The sequence below is a fragment of the Actinophytocola xanthii genome, assembly GCF_001921205.1.
Classification (GTDB): Bacteria; Actinomycetota; Actinomycetes; order Mycobacteriales; family Pseudonocardiaceae; genus Actinophytocola; species Actinophytocola xanthii.
Window position 1 is genome coordinate 30,714 of sequence record NZ_MSIE01000001.1, and the last position, 17,397, is coordinate 48,110.

A 17,397-nucleotide genomic window follows, 5' to 3' on the forward strand; every position below is an offset into this window, starting at 1 on the left:
CGATGACCGACACGCAGAGCCAGGAAACCGTTCGCTACAACGGGTTCCCCTCCCTCGCCGGCCCTGCCCGGGAGAACCCGCCCACCCCGCCGCGGCCAGAACCGCGACCGCTGTCGTTCGCGCCGCCGTCGGGGCCGCGCCGGAGGACCGCCGTCGTGCTGGCCGTGCTGACGGCGGTGCTGCTCGTCGGTGCGGGGGTGGCCGCGGGTCTCTACGTCGGTGCCGCCGACGACCGCGCCGTCGCCGAGGAACGGCTGGCCCAGCGCCAGGCCGACCTCGCCGAGGTCCGCGACCGGGTCGCCAGCAGCGACGACCAGCGGGAACGGGCCGAGCAGGCGAAAACCGCGCTGGAGAACGAGAACGCGGCCCTGACCGCGTGCGTCGAGGCGGTGCAGCACTACCTGTGGGACGAGCCCGTCGGCGCGGCTCTGACCACGGCGCTGAATACTCTGTTCGCGGAATGCCGGTGATCCGGCGCCCCGTAGGCTGAGCCCGGACGACCGGGAGGTCAGCATGGTTGACGCGGTGCCGGAGCTGGGGGCGCCCGAGATGTTCGGGCCGTACCGGCTCGACGGGGTGCTGGGCCGCGGCGGAATGGGTGAGGTCTACCGCGCGTACGACACGGTGCACCGGCGGACCGTCGCCCTGAAACGGTTGCCGGGCTTCGCGAGCGAGGAGTTCCGGGCCCGGTTCCGGCGCGAGTCGCGGATCGTCGGCGAGCTGCGCCACCCACACGTGGTGCCGATCAACGACCACGGCGAGATCGACGGCCTGCTGTACCTGGACATGCGGCTGGTCGACGGTCCCGACCTCAGGCGGCTGCTGGCCGACGGACCGCTCGAGCCGGCGCGCGCGGTCGGGATCCTCACCCAGGTCGCCTCCGCGCTCGACGCCGCCCACGCGCGCGGGGTGCTGCACCGCGACGTCAAGCCGGCCAACGTCCTGCTGGACTCCTCGGGCACCGCGTACCTGGCCGACTTCGGCATCGCCCGGTCGCTCGCCGCCGACGTGACCAGGCTGACCGAGACCGGCGACTACATCGGCACCCTCGACTACATGGCGCCCGAACGCCTCGTGCGCTCCGACGTCGACGCCGCCTCGGACGTGTACTCCCTGGCGTGTGTGCTGTTCCAGTGCCTGACCGGCCGGGTTCCGTTTCCGGCACAGGACTCCGCGAGCAAGCTCGCCGCGCAGCTCAACGACCCGCCGCCGGCCCCGTCGCTGTTCGACCGCGCCATCCCACCCGCGATGGACCTCGTGGTGGGCACCGGAATGGACAAGGACCCGCGGCGGCGCTACCCGTCGGCCGGCGAGCTGATGGCCGCCGCGGCGGCCGTCCTCGCCGAGCCACCCACGGCGACGGTGATCCCGCTGCCGGTCGCCGGCGACCCGGGGCAGGGCTACTTCGTCCAGCTGCTGGCGACGGCGGTCGGGCGGCCCGACGCCGACGTGACCAGGACCTCGCCCGACCGCTGCCCGTACCCGGGCCTGCAGAGCTTCGGTGCCGCCGACAGCGGGTGGTTCTTCGGCCGCGCCCAGGCAGTGCGCGACCTGCTGGCCCGGTTGGCCGGGCAGCGCCCCGAGTCCGGGCCGCTGCTCGTGGTGGGGGCGTCGGGAGCCGGGAAGTCCTCGCTGCTGCACGCGGGCCTGCTGGCCGCGCATGCCCGTGGCGACGCGGAGGCACCGAGGCTGGCGATGACGCCGGGCGAACGGCCGGTGATGACGCTGGCCGCCCGGCTGGCCGCGCTGACCGGTGCCGACCCCCAGGGCCTGGCGTGGCGGCTGTACCAGCGGCCGGCCGTGTTCGGCGAGCTGTGCCGGGCCGCGGCGGCGCGGTCCAGCGCGCCGCTGCTGGTGGCGGTGGACCAGCTGGAGGAGCTGTTCACGCACTGCGCGGACGCGCGGGAACGGGAGGCGTTCGCGACCGCGCTCGCCAACGCCTGGCCGGCGCGCGTCGTGCTGGCCGTGCGAGCGGACTTCGTCGAGCACTGCATCGCGCTCGCCCCGCTCGCCCCGGCACTCGCCGCGCCCTACGTGCTCGGCCCGCTCTCGGCCGGCGAGCTGGTGGAGGTGATCACCGGACCGGCCGGGGCGGCCGGACTGACCCTGGAGCCCGGGTTGGTCGACCGGCTGATCACCGACGTCGACGCGGGACGCGATCCCGGCGCGTTGCCGCGGCTGGCCCACGCCCTGCGGGAGACGTGGCACAACCGGTCGGGCACCGTGCTCACCCTGGCCGGGTACCAGGCCACCGGCGGGGTCGACCGCGCCGTCGCACTGACCGCGGACGGCGTGTACATGCGCCTGGACGAGCAGGACCGGCGCGCGCTGCGCACCGCGATGCTGCGCATGGTCACCCTGCTCGACGGGGGCGGGATCGCGCGGCGCCGGGCCCACCGGGGCGAGCTACCCCCGCGGCTGCTGGAGAACCTGGTCGCCACCCGCCTGGTCACCGTCGACCGCGACCACGTCACCCTCTCCCACGACGCCCTGCTCACCGCCTGGCCACGGCTGCGGGAGTGGGTGGCCGAGGACCGACAGGGCCTGCTGGTCCGCCAACGCCTCCGCGAGGCCGCCGCCGGCTGGTGGGCCGGCGGCCGGGACCGCGGCGACCTCTACCGGGGGGCCCGCCTCGCCGCCGCCCTCGAGTGGTCCGGCGGACGGTCGGACCTGACGCCGGAGGAGTGGGCCTTCCTCCAGGCGAGCGACCGGGACCGGCGTCGCACCACCCGGCGGCTGCGCACCCTCGTCGCCGCCCTCGCCACCCTGCTCGTCGTCGCGCTCACCGCCGGCGTCATCGCCGTCATCTCCCGCAACGACGCCCAACACGAACGCGACCAGGCGTTCTCGCGTCAGCTGGCGGCCGAGTCCCTCAGCCAGGCCTCGGTGGACCCCGTCGGCGCGATGCGCAGCGCACTGCACAGCTGGCGCGCCGGCCAGACGCCGGAGGCGCGGGGTGCGGTGCTGTCCGCGCCGCTGCTCAGCTTCCCCGCCGAGATCGACGCCGGGGTGGACCGGGTGATCGCCGCCGACGTGAGCCCGGACGGCAGCCTGATCGCGGTGTCCTCGAGCGACGGCAGGGTCGGGTTGTGGGACGCGGCGGCACGGCGACGGCTCGAGACCGACATCGCCGGCTCCGGCTCGGTGGTGGCCGTCCGCTTCTCCCCGGACGGCACCCTGCTCGCCGTGTCCTCGTTGGACAGCGACAGCACCGACGCGAGCGGCGTGGTGATCTGGGAGGTGCCGAGCGGGCGGCGGGTGCGCCGGCTCTCCGACGTCAACCCGGCGTTCGGACCGCTGGCCTGGCGTCCGGACGGGAAGGGCATCGCGGCGACCTCGGTGACCGCGGACAACACGCCCGGCATAGCCGAATGGGACCCGCGGACCGGCAACCTCATCCGTTGGGTCGCCCCCGGTGGGAACATCGCCACCAGCCTCGCCTACCACCCGCGCGGGGACCGACTGGCGATCGGACGCGCGGATGGGACGATCGACCTGTGGGACCCGGCGACCGCCACCCGGGTCAGCACGCGGGCCGACCACCGGGACAACACGACCGACCGGGACGGCATACCGATCCAGCTCACGATGTCCCCCGCCGGAGACCTGCTGGCGAGCGCGAGCGTGTCGGACAACATGATCCGCTTCTGGAACGCCAGAACCGGCGCGCCCGTGCGCGAGATGGCCGACGTCACCCGGCACAGCACCGACCCGGGCCAGGGCCCGTCCTCGATCACCTTCTCGGCCGACGGCGCGACCCTCTACACCAACAGCGACCCCGACACGATCAGCGTGTGGGACCCGGGCAGCGCGAGCTACCAGGGCGGTCTGCCGCCGGGTCCGCGGGACGGCAGCACCATCGGCGGGACCGTGCTCGCGGTCGCCGTGGCCGCCGACGGCCGGACCCGGATCGCGGCCAAGAACGACGGCACGGTCCTGCGCTGGTCCACCAACCGGGGCTGGCACACCGAACCCGGTGGCGCGGTCACCGGTCTCGCGTTCACCCCGGACGGCAGCGAGGTGACCGCCGGCGACGCCGAGGGCTCGCTGTACTCCTGGGACGTGGCGACCGGTGAGCGCACGGCCGAGCCGGCGCACGTGGACGGCGGCGTGTTCGCCGTCCGCTACACCCGGCCCGGCGTGCGGATCACCGCCTCGCTCAACGCCACCTTCACCGCCACCCCACCGCCCAACGGGATCGGGGTGCCGCACACGGTCACGCTCGCCGGACGGGAGTTCCGGGGCGCGATCGCCGTCTCCCCGGACGGCCGCTGGCTGGCCGCGGCGCACGAGGCGGCGACGACGGCGGCCGACGCGCCCGAGGACAACCGGATCCACGTGTGGGACGCGGAGACGCTCACCGAGCGGGCTGAGTTCGAGCTCGGACCGAACAGCCCGGTCGAGCTCGCGTTCTCGCCGGACGGCGACCAGCTGCTGGCGCTCACCAACTCCCCGTTCGACCAGGTCAAGGAGGGCGTCGAGAACGACGACAGCGAGGCGAACATGATGACCTGGCAGGTGCCGTCGTTCAGCGGCCCGAAGCGGCGTCCGCTTGGCGATGACACGCTGCTGTCGGTGGTGTACGGCGCCGGGGGCGACACCCTGGTCACCGGCGGTACCACGGGCAGGATCCAGCTGCGTGACGCGGTGACCGGCGAGCTACGCGAGGAGTTCGGCGAGCACCCCTCCATAATCCGCCAGCTGGCGATCTCCCCGGACGGACGACTGGTCGCCTCGGTGACCACTGAGGACTCGCTGGTCCGGCTGTGGGACGTCGAACGGCATGAGCTGGTCGCCGTGCTGCACGGGCACGGTGCCGCGCCGAACCAGATCGAGTTCTCGGCCGACGGGAAGCGGCTGACCACCGGCGGCACCGACACCGACGTCGGGGTCTGGCACGTCGACCCGGAGGCCGCGGCGGAGGAGCTGTGCGCCAGCCTCACCGAGGCCGGCGTTCCCGACCCCGAACGGCTCTGCTGAGCGGAACCTTCCACCTGCGGTCCGACCTGGGCCCCGCCTAGGTTCGCACCATGGCAACCACGACAGCTCCACGACCGCGGCTGGGCGTCGGCCTCGCCGTGCTGCTCGGTGTCATCACGCTCGCGAACCTGGCCGCGTTGGGCCTCGCCGTCGCCGCCTGGGCCGACGAGGTCGACCACGGTGCCGAGCTCGGCGACACAGCGCTCAACCTGGCCGTGACCGCGACCCTGCTGTCCACCGCGGCGCTCGTCGGCGTGGCCGGCGCGTGGCTGCGCCGGAAATGGGGACCACGGCTCTACGTCGCCGCCCAGGTGATCGGCTTCGTGCTCCTCCTCGCGCTCGGCGGGGTCGGTCCGCTGACGTTCGTCCCACTGCTGCTGGCCGGGGTGTTGTGGTGGATCGCCGAGAGCGACTGGTGACCAGGGCACGCCCTGGAGCACGTCCTAGGGTGGTGCCATGCTCCAGGTGATGGTGCGCGGGGGCGACCTGCACCCCGTGTGCGTGCGCTCCGGGGAGCGGTTCGTCTTCGGTCGGGACCCGCACGGCGACCGGCCGAGGCCGGGGGTGGTGGCGGTGCGGCTGCCCGGCTGCGCCCCGCACGTCTCGGGGGTGCTCGCGGAGCTGACCGTTGGTCAGGAGGCCGCGCTGCTGCGCTGGGTGGGCGGCAACGAGGGCCGGCTGTCGAGCCTGCTCGACGCCCCGGGCGGGGCGCGGCGGGTGACGCTGGTCGCGGCGATGTCGGCGATGCTCGACCCGGGCAAGAACGAGCTCGTGGTGCTGGCCGGCAAGCAGGTGGGCGCCGACCTGTTCACCGACCTGCTGCTGACGTTCACCGTGACCAGCGGCGAGCCGGACCCGGCGGAGAGCCTGCTCCACCTCCGCCGCGACACCGAGCTGAAACCCCATCTGCGCAAGGGTTTGCTCACCCGCCACTCGAAGGAGTGGTACGTCGCGCTCGCGTTGGCCGAACCCTGGCTGGCCGGCGACGACGACTCCCCGTTCCCGCCGACGAACCGGCGGATCTACGAGCGGGTGCGCGAGTGGCGCGCCGGGCACGCCTGGAACCTCGAACGCCCGCAACGAGTCGACGACGCCATCCGTGCCATCTCCCAGATCGCGTTCGGCGAGCTCGCCGACCCCTACGCCGAAGCACGCGTGGGACGCATCCAGAACCCCCGGTTCGCGGTGGGCAAACGGATCGCCGAGTACCGACTGGTCACCGCGGAGGATCTGGACGAGGTGGAGCAGGCTGCCCGGTTCGGCCGAGCGCCGCGGGACTGAGCCCGCGGCCCTCAGCCGCCCTGGACCCACATCGAGTAGAACAGCGACGCGCCGTCGCCACAGATGACCTGGGGAATGTCGGGGACGGGGACCTGGCCGCAGGCGTACCCGGCCACGACGAGCGGCTCGGAGCCGGGATCGGGCGTGGGCCGTTCGGCGTAGTAGTCGACGAGCACGGCTGCGGCCTGGTCGCAGTTCACCCGGCCGCCGGGGGTCTCCACCACGACGACCTGCATCCGCTGGTTACCCGGGCCGATGATGAACGGCTGGCAGTACTGCTGGGTCGCGTTCTGGTCGATCGACGTGGGTGGCGCGGGGATCGCGGTCCCGGACTCCTCGGTCGGCTCCGGCTCCTCCGTTGCCTCATCCGAGGGGTCCGGTGTGGACGTCTCCGCGGTGGGTGTCGCCGAGGTGGGCTCGGGCCGCTCGGCGCCGGTCGGAGCGCCGGAGACGCTCGACGAGCAGGCCGCGAGCACCGCCAGTAGGCACCCGGTCACCACCCTGGCCAGGACCGCGCGCGGTCGCGCTCTCCAGGACGTTCCTCCGGTGCGTTCCATCCGCCACCCCCTCCTCCGGCTGCCACAGTAGGCGACCCTCCGTCCACTGTGGTCCTGATTCGGGGAAGCGACGTTCAGTCGCCGCTCGTCCACGCCCTGGACAGCGACACCTTGCCCCCGGTGAGCAGCAGCGAGCCCGAGTAGAGGCGGCTGGCCAGCAGCACGATCAACACCACGGTGCCGACGAGCACCCCGAGCGCCAGCAACGCCTCCCACGCCTGCGCCTCACCGGCGAACATCCGCACCGGCATCGCGATGGCCGAGGAGAACGGGACGAACGACAGCACCGCCAGCGCGGCCGGGTTGTCGAACAGGAACATCACCGCGAAGTAGGGCCCCATGACCATGATCATCACCAGGCCCATGCTCGAGCCGAGGTCCTCCTGGCGGCTGACCAGCGACCCGGCGACCGCCCACATGGCGGCCAGCAGGACGAACCCGACGCAGAGGAACGGCACGAACCAGCCCAGCGCCGGCGCGACCAGCGTGAGCAGCTCGGACTGCCCACCGAGCGAGAGCGCCACCGGCGCGGCCACCGCCAGCACCACGACCTGGCCGATCGTGAGCAGGCCGTGGCCCACGATCTTGCCCGCGAGCAGCGCGCGCACCGGCACCGTCGAGACCAGGATCTCCACGATCCGCGTCTGCTTCTCGGTCACGGTGCTCTGCGCGATCGCCGCACCGCCCATTCCGAACATGAGGAACACCAACGCGAAGACCGTGATCACGAGCTGGCGCACGCCCTGGTCCACCTCGGCCGGCTCGAGCAGGTCGACCGGCGGGGCGGTGGCGAGCTCCGCGATGACGTCGGAGGGCGCGTCGTCGAGCGCGACGACCCGCACCCCGGTGGCGGAGCGGCCCGACTCGTCGGGGACGACGGCCGCCTCCACCTCCTCGGAGCGGACCAGCTCCGCGGCCTCGTCCAGGTTCCCGACCCTGCGCACGTCCAGGTCCGCACGGGACAGCACGCGTTCGGCCTGCGGCCCCACCGCGGCGACGCTGTCCCGGTCGCCGCCGAACACCGACGGCAGCACCGCGGCCGCGAACAGACCGAGCACCAACACGCCCAGGCCGATCCAGAAGCCCTTCGTCCGCAGGAACGTCAGGATCTCCCGCTCGGCGACCAGCCATGTCGCCGAGCCGAACGACCTCGCCATCAGATGACCTCCCGGAAGATCTCGTCGAGGGTGGGAACGACGGGGGTGAGGGCCCGGACCTCGCCGCGGGAGAGCGCGGCGGCGAGCACGCGCTGCTCGGTGCCCGGCCCCTCCGGCTCGAACACCGCACGCGAGCCCTCGAGGTCGATGACCCGGATGCCGGGCTGGTCGCGGAGCCAGCCGACGTCGGGCTCCACGACCAGCTCGAACCGCGGGCTGCTGTGCCGGGCGCGCAGCTCCTCGCGCGCACCGGCCGCGGCGATCGCGCCGCCGGAGATGATCACCAGGTCGTCGCACAACCGCTCCACCAGCGCCAGCTGGTGGCTGGAGAACAGCACCGGGACGCCGGCTCGCGCCCGGCCACGCAGCACGCCGAGCACGGTCTCCACCGCGATCGGGTCCAGTCCGGAGAACGGTTCGTCGAGCACGAGGACGTCGGGGTCGTGCACCAGCGCGGCGGCGATCTGCACGCGCTGCTGGTTGCCGAGCGACAGCGTCTCCAGCCGGTCGTCCGCGCGCTCGGTCAGCTCGAGCTGCTCGAGGAGCCGGTCGGTGGCCGCGCGGGCGTCGGCCTGGCTCATCCCGTGCAGCCGGCCGAGCCAGACGACCTGCTCGGCGACCTTCATCTTCGGGTACAGCCCCCGCTCCTCGGGCATGTAGCCGAAGCGCTGGCGCACCGACTGAGTCACCGGCGCGCCCTGCCAGCTGACCGACCCGCCGTGCGGTGCCAGCACGCCGAGAATGATCCGCATCGTGGTCGTCTTGCCGGAGCCGTTGGCGCCGAGGAACCCGGTCATCCGCCCCGGCCGCACCTCGAAGGACACGTCGCGGAGCACCCGGTGGTCGCCGAAGCTCCGGCTGATCGCGTTCACGCTCAACATGCGCCACACCTTAGGGACGGAGCCGCGCCACGCGCGTCCGACGCGCGATCGATCTTCCCGTCCTCCGCGCGGCCGACCTACGGCTCGGCGCCGCCCGGGGCGACCACGCCGTTCTCGTAGGCGTACACGACGGCGTGGGTGCGGTCGCGGAGGTCGAGTTTGGTCAGCACGCGCGAGACGTGTGTCTTGACGGTGGTCTCGCCGAGGTGGAGCTCGGCGGCGATCTCGGCGTTGCTGGCGCCGCGGGCGAGCTGGACCAGCACCTCGAACTCCCGATCGGTCAACTGCGGCGGCCGGCGAGCCGGCCGGGGGCGGGCCGGCTCGGTGAAGCGGGCGATCACCCGGCGGGTGACCTCCGGGGACAGCAGGGCGTCGCCGCGGGCGACGATCCGGACCGACTCGACCAGGTCCTCCGGGGAGGCGTTCTTGAGCAGGAAGCCGCTCGCGCCCGCCCGCAGCGCCTCGAACAGGTAGTCCTCCCGGTCGAAGGTGGTGAGGATGACGACCCGGACACCGCCGGCACCGGGGGCGAGGAGGCGTCTGGTGGCCTCGAGCCCGTCCATCCCGGGCATCTGCACGTCCATCAGCACGACGTCGGGGCGCAGCCGGCGGACCAGCTCGACCGCGGCGTGCCCGTCGCCGGCCTCGCCCACGACCTCGATGTCCGGCTCCGCGCCCAGGATGACCCGGAACCCGGCACGCACCAGGTCCTGGTCGTCGGCGAGCACGACCCGCAGGCTGGACATCGCTCTCCTCAGGTGTGGGTGGGGAAGGTGGCGCGGACACGGTAGCCGGCGTCGCGGCGCGGCCCGGCCTCCAGCTCGCCGCCGTGCACCGCGATCCGCTCGCGCATGCCGAGCAGGCCGAAGCCGTTCGTGGACCCGCCCTCCAGCACGCCCTGCCCGTCGTCGGTCACCTCGACCTCCAGCGCGGCGTCCAGGTAGCGCACGCGCACCTCGGCTCGGCGCGCGCGGGCGTGCTTGACGACGTTGGTCAGCGCCTCCTGGACCACGCGGTAGGCCGACAGCGCGACGGCGTTGGGGACCGGGCGCGGCTCACCGAAGATACCGTGCTCGACCTCGATCCCGGCGGTGCGCGCCCTGAGGACCAGCTCGGGGAGCTGGTCCAGTCCGGCCGGCGTCTCCCCGGGCGGCTCGCCGTCGGCCTCGGCCCGCAGCACGCCGAGCAGCCCGCGCAGCTCGCCGATGGCGGTACGGGCGGTCTCCTCCACCGTGCGCAGGGCCGCGCTGGCCAGCGCCGGGTCGGTCTCGAGCACCCGACGCGCGGCGCCGGCCTGCACGCCCATCACCGACACGTGGTGGGCGACGACGTCGTGCAGGTCGCGCGCGATGCGCACCCGCTCGGCGATGATCGCGCCGCGGGTGCTGTCCTCCTGGGAGCGGCGCAGCTGCTCCGCGCGGTGCTCGAGCTGGACCCGGCGGCGCGCGGACTCCCAGGCCGCGTCGCCGAAGAAGTAGGCGGACAGGAAGTACAGGAGGTTGAACACGACGTTGTACAGCACCGCGGCGATGACCGGGTCGAACGGACCGACGGCGTCCTCGAACGGCTCCTGCGGCCCCGCGAGGTAACGGATGACGCCGACGCCGAGCCAGGTGAACATGGCCACGATCACGGCGATCCGCGACCAGCGCGCGACGGTGCGGTTCCGCTCCCAGGCGCCGCTGGTGTACACCGCGAGGAACAACGCGATCGAGGGCACCAGGTTGTCCCCGGTCTGCCGCGCCTGCGCCGCGATGTACAGCGCACCGACCACGAGCAGCACGGCGAGCGGAAACCGGCGACGCACGGCCAGCGGCGCGCTGACCGCGAAACCCCAGGCCAGCTGCTCCAGCATCGGGGGCGCCGAGCCGAACGTGAAGATCCCGGCGCTGTTCACCAGGAGGATCACCACGACGGCACCGGTCAGCACGGCGAGCGCGATCAGCACGTCGTGACGTTGCTGGGCCACCGTGGGCCTGGGCCGCACCCACCGGTCCCACTCGGGCTCCGCACCACTCCCCACGCCGGACAACCTACCTGGCGAGGCCGCCGGGAGACCCACGTCACTTCGGCCCGCCGGTTTCGTTTCGGGGGCCGAGGGTAATGGGTCCCCTGTGGACCCCAACCCCATCTACACCGAGCTGGTCAACGAGCAGCGCGCCCGCACGCTGACCATCCCCGCCGAACCCGACACCGACGCCACCCGCGACCCCGCCCTCGCCGACGCCGGCTGACCCAGCCCGCACGCGGGCTAGTCCGCGTCGAGGATGGTGCACCAACGCAGCTCGCGCACGAGGGTGATGGCACGTGCCCAACGGATGCCCGGGTCGTCGTAGGCGATGATCGTTTCCCCCACTGGGATCGGCCCAGCGTGTCCGCTCCGGTACAGCAGGCCCTGAACTCCGACAATCGGGGAGGAGCCTACGCGGATGACCGCGGCACCCCTCCTGAGCGCTGGACAGGCGCGGCTCGCCACCCGGACACACGGGACACAGATCGGCGGCTCGGTGACAGCCATGTTCTCCGGCCACCTGGGCCAGTCGGTGCGATGGTCCTTGAGCAGCCACAGGACGCCGTCGTCCGTCACGTCCGCGGGGCCGCCACAGACCTGGCAGAGCAGACGGCGCATGGCACGTCGCTGGCGGAGCGGGTGCACCTGATCGAACCGGGGCCGGCCCTGTCGTGGCCGGGACGGTTTTCGGAACCACAGGACGCCTCCGTCGTCCCGGTCGGTGAGGGTCTCGTCGGCGTAGGCGATGCCCCATCCTTTCCGTTCGACGACCGTGCAGGGAGAATCTTCTTCATCGCTCCACGCGGTGATGTAGGGCGCCAGGTCCGACATGATGATCAGCTAACGACGCGCCCGTTGTCCTGACCATCACCACGGCGTATCGAGCGCATGCGTCCTGCGTATGGGCGATATTCCCGCTGGTCAACCGGTCAGTACGATCAATGTGTTCGTGGTGTCGCGATAAGCGAAGGCGGCCGGATGCGGTGTGGAGACGCCCCCAGGTACTGCCGTTGTGGGGTGCGGCTGACGGCCGACAACACCGGTTCGGAATGCGCGCCCTGCGCGCGGCGGAATCGGGATCGGCTGCTGGCGCCACCCCCGGTGCCGAGCAATTTCTGGCTCACGCCGCATATGAGGGATGCTTTCGCCGCGCAGCACATCGGACGGGTGGCGCGGGCCTATCGGCGGTATCCGCACCACGCGCCGCGGTATGGCGCCGGTGGTATTTCCCAGTCGCTGCTCGGACAGTGGCTGGGCCTGACCCAGGCGCAGGTGAGCCGGATCGAAGGTGGTCCGCCGGTGCGGAACATCGACAGTCTCGCGCACTGGGCTCAGGTGTTGGGGATCCCCGCCGAGCTCCTGTGGTTCGACCTGCCCGGACGCCGGCGACCAGGCTCGACGACCGTGGTCGGCCCGTTGTCCGACAGCGGCGTTGATCCAGACCTGCGGGACGGTGACTGGACGGGGACGGAAAGCCGGGAACTGGCCGGAATGCTGTGCGAGGATCCGCCGGTGAGTGCCGAATCGGTCACCCGCCTGGTCCACGCCTGGCTCGTCACCGAGCCACCCCACGTCGTGGAGCGGGCCAGTGGTCGCCGGATCGGGGAGAACCTCGTGAGCACGGTCGAACGGCGCACCGCCGAGCTGCGCCGGATCGACGACGTCGTGGCCGGAGGCGACCTGCACGCGCTCGTGGTCAACGAGCTGCGGGCCACCGCCGCCCTGCTGCGGGAGGCGAGCTACACCGAGGCCCTGGGGCGGCGGTTGCTCACGGCGGTGGGCGAGCTGGCACAGCTGGCCGGGTGGGTCGTCGGCGATGCCGGGCGGTACGCCTCCGCCGCGCACTACTACCTCGCCGGCGTACGGGCCGCGCACGCCGCCGGGGACGCCGCCCTCGCGGCCAACCTCATCTCGACGCTCTCCTACCAGGTCAGCAATGTCGGTAGCCCTCGGGAAGCCGTGCTGCTGGCGCAGAGCGCGGACACGGGGGCCCGGCATGCGTCACCGAGGGCGCGAGCCCTGTTCAAGGAACGCCTGGCCTGGGCCTACGCCAAGGCCGGCGAACGACGACAGGCCGAGCGGACGCTCGTCGCCGTCGAGACGAGCTTCGAGCGCGGCAGGTCGGACGACGACCCCGAGTGGGTGTACTGGCTCGACGAGGACGAGGTCACGATCATGGCCGGGCGCTGCCACGTCGTGGTGGGCGAGGCCGAGCGGGCCGTCCAGCTGCTCACCGGCGTGCTCGACGGTTACGACGAGCGGCGGGCGCGTGAGCTGGCGCTGTACACGAGCTGGCTCGCGGAGGCACACCTCGAGCTCGGCGCCGTCGACGAGGCGGTCGCCGCGGCGGCCCGCGCCCACGAGCTCACCTCACGCACGACCTCCGCCCGAAGCGACGAACGGATGACGACGCTCCGACGGAAGCTGGCGGCGTTCGGCCAGCGGCTTCCCTAGGGCGCAAGGTCAGGCGCGCGGGCGGGGTCGGCCGAGCAGCCGGCGGCCGGCTGCCAGGAGGTGGCGGCGCAGCTCGTCGTCGGGGAGGTCGGCCAGGTCGGGTGAGCCGCCGGCCAGGGCGATGCCGGCCAGGGCCACGTGCGCGGCGACCTTGCTCTCGTCGTCGGCGTCCGGGCCGCAGAGCAGGTCGGTCATGCAGTCCTTGACGTCGTCCTCCCCCTTCAGGGTGCGCTCCAGCGCGCGCGCCACCCCGGGGTCACTCGAGAACACGGCGGCCAGCGCCCGGTGCCCGACCACCAGCTCGACCAGGCCGGCGAGCACGTGGTCCACCTGGGCTCCCCGCCGGCGCAGGCCGCGAGCCTCCTGGACCAGCGCGCCCAGCTGGCGCAGCGCCGGCTCGGCCACCGCCTCGGTGATCTCGTCCTTCGTCTTGAAGTGGTAGTACACCGCCGCCTTGGTGACACCGAGCGCGTCCGCGATCATCTGCAGCGACGTGCCCTCGACGCCGTGGCGGGTGAACAGGGTCAGCGCCGTCTCGAGCAGCCGGGTCCGCGTGTCGTTGTCACGCGCCGTGGTGGCCGTCATCGAACCTCCTCGCCAACGTTCCTAACCTACTCCCCGCACTTGCCGATCGACAACCCGAGTCCTAGCCGTGTGGCTAGTCACACGCTTGCCGATCGGCTGGAAGAATGCTTGCCGCTCGGCTAGTTTCGGCCAGGAGCATCCAACAAGCTTCGGGAGTGTGTCGTGGCGACGTTCCTCTACCGGTTGGGCCGCGCGTCCTTCCGCCGCCGGTGGCTGGTCACCGGTGTCTGGACGGTCCTGCTGATCGTGTTCGGCCTCGGGGCGGTCGGCCTGTCCGGCCAGCTCAGCAATGCGGTGACGATCCCCGGCACCGAGTCCCAGAAGGCCGTCGACCACCTGAGGTCGACGTTCCCGGAGGCCGGCGTCGGCGGCGCCACCGCCCGCGTGGCCATCGCCGCCCCCGAGGGCCAGAACCTCACCGCCCCGGCCACCAAGGCCGCCGTCGACGAGGTCGTCGCGGCGCTGCGCGAGGCGCCGGAGGTGGCCCGGGTGGCCGACCCGTACCAGACCGGGTCGATCGCGCCGGACGGCTCCCTCGCCCTGGTCCAGGTCGGCTACGACAAGCAGGCGTTCGAGCTGACCGACGCCGACCGGGAAAGCCTGCTCGAGACCGGCCGGGTCGGCGCGCGGGCCGGGCTGACCGTCGAGTTCGGCGGTGACGCCGTGCGCGGCGCCCCGGAGACCGGCACCACCGAGATCCTCGGTGTCGCGGTCGCCGCGCTGGTCCTGGTGATCACGTTCGGCTCGCTGCTCGCCGCGGGGCTGCCGCTGCTCACCGCCCTGGTCGGGGTCGGCATCGGCCTGGCCGGGATCACCATCGTCTCGGGGTTCACCGAGCTCAACGCGAACACGCCGGTGCTGGCGCTGATGATCGGGCTCGCGGTCGGCATCGACTACGCGCTGTTTATCGTCTCGCGGTACCGCAACGAGCTGGCCCGCGGCCTGGACCACGAGCAGGCCGTGGCCCGGGCGAGCGGAACCGCCGGCTCGGCGGTCGTGTTCGCCGGGCTCACCGTGATCGTCGCCCTGGCCGGCCTGACGGTCGTCGGCATCCCGTTCCTGGGCGAGATGGGCGTCGCGGCGGCCATCACCGTCGCGGTCTCCGTGCTGATCGCGCTCACCCTGCTGCCGGCGGTGCTCGGCTTCGCCGGCGACAAGGTGCGTGCCGGCCGGCTGCCCGGCCTGCGCGGCGGCCCGAAGCCCGGGCGGGCGAGCATGGGCGAGCGCTGGGCCAGGTACGTCGCCCGGCACAGGGTGCCCGTGCTCGCCGTGGCCGTGGCGGGGCTCGCCGTGCTGGCCGTCCCGGCCGCCAGCATGCAGCTCGGCCTCCCCAACGACAGCACAGCCGCCCACGACTCCAGCCAGTACCGCGCCTACCAGCTGGTCAGCGCGAGCTTCGGCCCCGGGGCCAACGGCCCGCTGACCGTCGTCGTGGACGCCGAGGACAGCGACGACCCGCAGGCCGCCGCCCAGCGCGCCGCCGCGCGGATCGGTGACCTGGACAACGTCGCGGCGGTGATGCCGGCGCGGTTCAACGAGCAGGGCACCACCGCACTGCTGACCGTCATCCCCAGGACCGGCCCCAGCGACGGCGCGACCGAGGACCTCGTCGCGGACATCCGCACGACGGCGGGCGAGCTGCGCGGCTCCACCGGGGCGGAGATCTCGGTGACCGGGCAGACGGCGGCCAACATCGACGTCTCCGACAAGCTCGCCGACGCCATGCTGCCCTACCTGCTGCTGATCGTCGGGCTCGCGTTCCTGCTGCTGATGCTGGTGTTTCGGTCGATCGTGGTGCCGCTCAAGGCCACCCTGGGCTTCCTCGGCTCGGTGGTGGCGACCTTCGGCGCGGTGGTCGCGGTGTTCCAGTGGGGCTGGCTGCGCGACGTGCTCGGCGTCGAGAGCATCGGCCCGATCATGAGCATGCTGCCGATCCTGCTGATCGGTGTGCTGTTCGGGCTCGCCATGGACTACCAGGTGTTCCTGGTGACGAGGATGCGCGAGGACTACGTGCACGGCGCCTCGGCGCAGGACGCGGTCGTCACCGGCTTCGAGCACGGCGCACGTGTCGTGGTGGCGGCCGCGCTGATCATGACGAGCGTGTTCGCCGGGTTCGTGCTGGCCGAGGACACCCTGATCCAGTCGATCGGCTTCGCGCTCGCGGTCGGCGTGGCGGTGGACGCGTTCGTCATCCGGATGACGATCGTGCCCGCGGTCATGGCGCTGCTCGGGCGGCACGCCTGGTGGCTGCCGAAGTGGCTGGACCGCCTGCTGCCCAACGTGGACGTCGAGGGCGAGCGGCTCGTCGAGCCGCCGCGCGACGAGCAGCCGGACCGCACGCCCGTGCCCGTCTAGCCCAGCGCCTACCCCAGGGCCGCTCGAAGGTCGTTGACCCTGGCCAGCGCGTCTCCGAAGGCACCGGCGTCGAGGGTGCCGTCGGTCAGCGCGCCGGCCAGGGCCTGCGCCGCCTGGTCGCCCTGGCCCACGTCCCGGGCGGAGGCGAGGATCAGGTCCATCCCGGCCCGGGCGGCGAGCACGGCCCGGTTCCCGGTCGACCCGTGGTCGCGCAGGGCGCCCGCCTCGAGCGCGTCGGTGATCGTCACGCCGGTGAAACCCGCCCGCGTCCGGAGCTCCTGGACGACGGCCGGCGACAGCCCGGCCGGCCGGGTCGCGTCCAGCGCCGGGTACACCGCCCAGGACAGCATCACGAGCTGTGCACCGGCGGAGACCGCCGCCGGGTAGGGCGCCTCGTGCACGGTGCGCAGGGCGGACAGCGACACCGGCAGCGTCACCGGCCGCAGGTCGGTGTTGTCCGCGGTCGTCGCGGGGCCGAGCCCGGGGAAGTGCTTGACGGTCGCGGCGACGCCCTGCGCCCGCTGCGCGCGGACGTAGTTCGCGCCGAGCGTGGTCACCGTGGCCGGGTCGTCGCCGAAGGAGCGCTCGACGGAGTCCATCAGGTCGCCGGGTGCGTGGAAGACGTCGAGCACCGGGGCCAGGTTGACGTTCATCCCGACCGAGGCGAGGTTGCGACCCGCGCCGCGCCCGGCCGCGGTGGCGGCCGCGGCCGGGCCCGGCGCCTGACCGATGTCCTTGTGCGAGAGGGTGGGCTCTCCGGGCAGGCGGCGCACCAGGCCGCCCTCCTGGTCGGTCATCAGCAGCAAGGGGTGCTCGGCGGGGCTCTGCGCGGCCGCCGCCCGCAGCTGCGCCACCACCCCGGCGATCTGCTGGAGGCTCGACACGTTCTCCGCGAAGAAGATCACGCCGGCGGCCTCCCCCGCCCGGATCCGGGCCAGCAGGCTCTGCGGCGGCACCAGACCCGGGTAGGAGTAGACGACCCGCTGGCCCGCGGCCTGCCGCGCGTAGGCGAGGTCCCGCACCTGGTCGACCGGCGCGCCCAGCGCGGCGGCGGCGCCCAGCGCGACCACGACGGTCAGCATCCGGAAGACCAGCCCAGCTCGCATCGGTCAACGGTAACTCATTGACCCCATAGA

The 17,397-nt window shown here is 73.1% G+C and carries 14 protein-coding genes; 6 read left to right on the forward strand and 8 right to left on the reverse strand.

Annotated elements, in window-relative coordinates; all coding sequences use genetic code 11:
* Positions 1-2: 2 nt before the first annotated feature.
* Genes BU204_RS00190 through BU204_RS00205 form a run of 4 tightly spaced genes read left to right on the forward strand, consistent with a single transcriptional unit; the run spans position 3 to position 6,261 of the window.
* Entirely contained in the window at positions 3-470 is a 468-nt protein-coding gene (locus tag BU204_RS00190) for a hypothetical protein (protein ID WP_075123421.1), read from the forward strand.
* A 43-nt stretch (positions 471-513) separates the two neighbouring features.
* Positions 514-4,980 carry a WD40 repeat domain-containing serine/threonine-protein kinase gene (locus BU204_RS00195; RefSeq protein WP_075123422.1) on the forward strand — a complete coding sequence of 1,489 codons (4,467 nt, stop codon included), beginning with the start codon at positions 514-516 and terminating at the stop codon, positions 4,978-4,980.
* Between the two features lie 50 nt (positions 4,981-5,030).
* On the forward strand, positions 5,031-5,399 hold the full coding sequence (locus tag BU204_RS00200; RefSeq protein WP_143229221.1) for a hypothetical protein: 369 nt from the start codon (positions 5,031-5,033) through the stop codon (positions 5,397-5,399).
* A 37-nt stretch (positions 5,400-5,436) separates the two neighbouring features.
* Positions 5,437-6,261: a hypothetical protein gene (locus tag BU204_RS00205; protein ID WP_083660879.1), complete on the forward strand. Its 825-nt coding sequence runs from the start codon at positions 5,437-5,439 to the stop codon at positions 6,259-6,261.
* Between the two features lie 11 nt (positions 6,262-6,272).
* On the opposite strand, the gene BU204_RS00210 is transcribed toward BU204_RS00205, so the two are convergent.
* The 6 genes from BU204_RS00210 to BU204_RS00235 form a co-directional block, all read right to left on the reverse strand.
* Entirely contained in the window at positions 6,273-6,818 is a 546-nt protein-coding gene (locus BU204_RS00210; RefSeq protein ID WP_075123424.1) for a hypothetical protein, read from the reverse strand.
* A gap of 74 nt (positions 6,819-6,892) precedes the next feature.
* A complete protein-coding gene (locus BU204_RS00215; RefSeq protein ID WP_075123425.1) occupies positions 6,893-7,975 on the reverse strand; it encodes an ABC transporter permease in 1,083 nt (360 codons plus the stop codon).
* Positions 7,975-8,856, reverse strand: coding sequence for an ABC transporter ATP-binding protein (locus tag BU204_RS00220; RefSeq protein ID WP_075123426.1), 882 nt, complete (start codon positions 8,854-8,856; stop codon positions 7,975-7,977). The genes BU204_RS00215 and BU204_RS00220 overlap by 1 nt, the downstream gene beginning before the upstream one ends.
* A gap of 77 nt (positions 8,857-8,933) precedes the next feature.
* Positions 8,934-9,602 carry a response regulator gene (locus BU204_RS00225; RefSeq protein WP_075123427.1) on the reverse strand — a complete coding sequence of 223 codons (669 nt, stop codon included), beginning with the start codon at positions 9,600-9,602 and terminating at the stop codon, positions 8,934-8,936.
* An 8-nt stretch (positions 9,603-9,610) separates the two neighbouring features.
* Positions 9,611-10,879: a sensor histidine kinase gene (locus BU204_RS00230; protein WP_456297876.1), complete on the reverse strand. Its 1,269-nt coding sequence runs from the start codon at positions 10,877-10,879 to the stop codon at positions 9,611-9,613.
* Positions 10,880-11,107: 228 nt separating this feature from the next.
* Positions 11,108-11,698: a hypothetical protein gene (locus BU204_RS00235; RefSeq protein ID WP_075123428.1), complete on the reverse strand. Its 591-nt coding sequence runs from the start codon at positions 11,696-11,698 to the stop codon at positions 11,108-11,110.
* Between the two features lie 468 nt (positions 11,699-12,166).
* Here BU204_RS00235 and BU204_RS00240 point away from each other — a divergent pair, with 468 nt between their 5' ends.
* Entirely contained in the window at positions 12,167-13,321 is a 1,155-nt protein-coding gene (locus tag BU204_RS00240; RefSeq protein ID WP_143229222.1) for a transcriptional regulator, read from the forward strand.
* A gap of 9 nt (positions 13,322-13,330) precedes the next feature.
* Here BU204_RS00240 and BU204_RS00245 read toward each other — a convergent pair whose 3' ends face one another.
* A complete protein-coding gene (locus BU204_RS00245) occupies positions 13,331-13,906 on the reverse strand; it encodes a TetR/AcrR family transcriptional regulator (protein WP_075123430.1) in 576 nt (191 codons plus the stop codon).
* A 162-nt stretch (positions 13,907-14,068) separates the two neighbouring features.
* Here BU204_RS00245 and BU204_RS00250 point away from each other — a divergent pair, with 162 nt between their 5' ends.
* Positions 14,069-16,261 carry an MMPL family transporter gene (locus BU204_RS00250; RefSeq protein WP_075123431.1) on the forward strand — a complete coding sequence of 731 codons (2,193 nt, stop codon included), beginning with the start codon at positions 14,069-14,071 and terminating at the stop codon, positions 16,259-16,261.
* An 8-nt stretch (positions 16,262-16,269) separates the two neighbouring features.
* On the opposite strand, the gene BU204_RS00255 is transcribed toward BU204_RS00250, so the two are convergent.
* Entirely contained in the window at positions 16,270-17,367 is a 1,098-nt protein-coding gene (locus tag BU204_RS00255) for a glycoside hydrolase family 3 N-terminal domain-containing protein (protein WP_075123432.1), read from the reverse strand.
* Positions 17,368-17,397 lie beyond the last annotated feature (30 nt).